This window comes from Methylobacterium sp. CCH5-D2 (assembly GCF_001556475.1).
Classification (GTDB): domain Bacteria; phylum Pseudomonadota; class Alphaproteobacteria; order Rhizobiales; family Beijerinckiaceae; genus Methylobacterium; species Methylobacterium hispanicum.
The window spans coordinates 1-3106 of sequence record NZ_LSIX01000151.1 but is presented as its reverse complement, the minus strand read 5'-3'; the positions used below and the strand labels follow the sequence as shown (position 1 = coordinate 3106).

Annotated in this window: 3 protein-coding genes and 1 pseudogene; 3 read left to right on the top strand and 1 reads right to left on the bottom strand. The window is 71.6% G+C overall.

Translation table 11 applies throughout. The features are described from left to right. Positions 1-635, top strand: a pseudogene (locus AX737_RS03410) (arsenical-resistance protein); the annotation flags it as partial. A gap of 248 nt (positions 636-883) precedes the next feature. Beyond that, positions 884-1924, top strand: coding sequence for a helix-turn-helix domain-containing protein (locus tag AX737_RS03405; protein WP_156453507.1), 1041 nt, complete (start codon positions 884-886; stop codon positions 1922-1924). A gap of 51 nt (positions 1925-1975) precedes the next feature. Here AX737_RS03405 and AX737_RS03400 read toward each other — a convergent pair whose 3' ends face one another. After that, the gene (locus tag AX737_RS03400; RefSeq protein ID WP_197430440.1) at positions 1976-2191 is read right to left on the bottom strand and encodes a hypothetical protein; all 216 of its coding nucleotides are present in this window, start codon (positions 2189-2191) and stop codon (positions 1976-1978) included. A gap of 459 nt (positions 2192-2650) precedes the next feature. On the opposite strand from AX737_RS03400, the gene AX737_RS03395 reads away from it, so the two are divergent. After that, a partial coding sequence (locus tag AX737_RS03395) for a PAS-domain containing protein (RefSeq protein ID WP_197430439.1) occupies positions 2651-3106 on the top strand: 456 nt, incomplete at its 3' end.

The following is a 3106-nucleotide window of genomic DNA, read 5'->3' as shown; positions in this document are numbered from 1 at the left end:
TGAGCCAGGTGGCGCTCAACGACACCATCATGGTGGTGGCCTTCGCCCCCATCGTCGGCCTGCTGCTCGGGCTCTCGGCGATCACGGTGCCTTGGGGCACGCTGGTGCTGTCGGTGGCGCTCTACATCGTCGTCCCGGTGATCGTCGCCCAGGTCGTGCGCCGCAGCTTCCTCGCTTCGGGCGGACAGGCCGCCCTCGACCGGCTGCTCGCCCGTCTCGGACCCGTGTCGCTCGTCGCCCTCCTGGCCACGCTGGTGCTGCTGTTCGGCTTCCAGGGCGGGCAGATCCTGGCGCAGCCCGCGGTCATCGCACTGCTGGCGGTGCCCATCCTCATCCAGGTCTACCTGAACGCGGGACTGGCCTACGTCCTCAACCGGGCCGCCGGCGAGCAGCACTGCGTCGCCGGCCCCTCGGCGCTGATCGGCGCCTCGAACTTCTTCGAACTCGCGGTGGCCGCCGCCATCAGCCTGTTCGGCTTCAACTCCGGCGCGGCGCTCGCCACCGTGGTCGGCGTCCTCATCGAGGTCCCGGTCATGCTCTCGGTCGTGTGGATCGTGAACCGGAGCCGGGGATGGTACGAGCGCGGCGCCACTGGCAAGGGAGCAGCGCTGAAGCCCGTCTCCCGCGAGATCTGATCCTGTTTCCGGCTGATCACCCCGGCGATCGCGGATCCCCTCTCCCCCCACCGGGATCGTCGTGCCGGGCGCCGGCTCCTCGATGCCGGCGCGGAACCCGCCCGCCGACGATGCGCCTGTCGGTCCAGCAGAAATCTGGCATAGTGCGGGACATGCCCGGTGCCGGGACACGCCCCGTCCGGGTCAGGCCGGCATTCGGGGCGGGGCGCTCGCGGGCCGGGCGATACGTGGCGACGATGGCCGACCAGATGACGCGCGGTGATGGGCGGGGCGGCCCTCCGCCGACGCTCGCCTTCAGCACGGACGGCCTGCCGGACGAGCAGGCCTTCTCCGAATGGCGCGGTCTCCTCGCGCCGATGGTCCGGGTCGAGCGCGCCAGGGGCGGCCCGACGCCGCGCGGCACCCTCGCGTGCACGTTGCTGGACGGCGTCCTGTTCAGCCGCATGACGTTCAACGCACAGGTCATGATCCGGGATCGCGTCTCGGCGGCGAGCACGCCCGATCACTTCACCATGATGCTCTATCCCGTGGGCGGCCTCGAAGGTGTGCTCGCGGGCCAGGCCGTGGTCCGGCAGCCGAACCGGGTTATGGCCGTCGACATGGCCAAGCAGATGCACATGCGCGGCGCACCCTCGAGCGCCTTCGGCCTGACCATTCCGAGAGCCCTGCTCACCGGGGTCGATCCCGCCACGGCCCCCGTCCGCCTCGATCCGGAGCGCAATCGCCTGCTCGTCGCGCGGCTGGTCGCGCTCTGCCGCCAGATCCGGGAGCCCGGGACCGACGACGCGGCAGCGCTCGCCTCGGACGTGCTCGGCTTCGTCCGGCGCCTCTACGATCCGTCGGGATGCCGCGACGTGCTCGAGGGGGCGGAACTCGATGCCGGCCTGGTCGAGCTCGCCGAGCGGGTGATCGCCCGCAACCTGTCCGCGCCGGATCTCACGCCGGCCTTCATCGCGGGGCGCCTGGGCGTCTCGCGCGCGACGCTGTACCGGGCCTTCGATCGATCCGGCGGCATCATGCGGCGGGTCTGGGAGATGCGCCTGGCCGCCATGCGGGCCGCGCTCGCCGACCCGTTCGAACTCCGCTCGCTGGAGCGGCTGGCGCTCGACTGCGGTTTCAGGTCCGTCTCCCACATGAGCCGCAGCTTCCGGGACCTGTTCGGCGACACGCCGGCCGCCTGGAGGCGCGAGCGTGCGCGCCGCGCACCATCCGCGCCCCGGCCCGACAGAGGCTTGGCGCACCGATGGTACGACGAGCTGGAGGATACGGTGCCGCGCTCCCGTCCATGAGGCCCGCCCCGGCGCCCCGGGGCAGGCCTTTCGGGAGCATGAAGGGCCGCGTCAGCGGGCGGCGGCCTCGGCGACGCGCTGCTTCGCGGGAGCGGCCGGAACCAGGCGCGGCGTGGTGGTGAGCTCGGCGGCGGGCCGGACGGAGGCCGTGGCCCGGGCCAGCTCACGGTAGAGCGTCGGCGTGACGGTGAGGCGCTCCTCCGCGCTGACGGAACCGATGACGGTCGCGGAAGCGAGGGCGCCGAGGACGAAGGTGCGAAGGGTCATAATGCGGGTCTCTCTCGTGTTTTCGGGCCGATGCCCGTTCCGAGAGCGTATTTGCGCTGCGCTGCAGCATCATTCAAACAGATGCCGTCGATAGTCCGTATCGACGGCGTCGATTTCGTTCGCGTCAGGCCCCTGGGGGGCGGCGACCGAACGCCGCGGCATGGCGGCTCCCCGGAAGCAGGCCGCCGAGGTTCCGGCACACGCGACGCACCTGGCGGGTCTGCGACTGCGCCGGGGCGGCATACGGCACTCATATCTCGGCTGCGTGATGGTCGAGAGCTAGACTAAGATAGGTTAGCGTGCTGCCTCAGGATCGTGCTTTCGGCCGGAGCAGCCATTTTTCGCGAACCTAGAGCCTCGCCCACCCGTCCACCCTAAGTCAAAATTTAGATTTTTACATGCAGTAAGCTTATCGGCTCGGTCGGGACGATCTCGACCGAGAGATTGGGCTGCTTCGACATGGCCGCGACGCTACGCACTCAGCTCGGTCCCGCTGCCCAGGATTCTGCCGAGGCCGGAGCCGGGCGCGCCGCGCCGGAGCCGGCCGTCGTCGCGGCTCTGCTGCCCTACCTGGATGCGATGCGCCACGGCCTGCTGCTCGTGGACGAGCGCGGGCGCGTCGTCCTCGCCTCCGGCCGGCGCCTGGGGCTCCTCGGCGGCCGCGAGGCCTCCCTCGCGGAAGGATCCTCCCTCCGGCAGATCCTGCGCGTCGCGCGGAACCGTGCGGGCGCGGGCTGGAGCGTGGTGCGGGCGCAGCTGTCGCGCTTCCTCGCCCCGCCGACGGCCGGCACCTTCGAGGTGACGCTGCAGGGCCAGCGCCTGGAGATCCACCTGCAGCCCGTGGCGGGCGGGCGGTGGGCGGTCGCCTTCGAGGACGTCACGGCGCGCCGGGCCGCCGAGGCCCAGGCCGAGGAG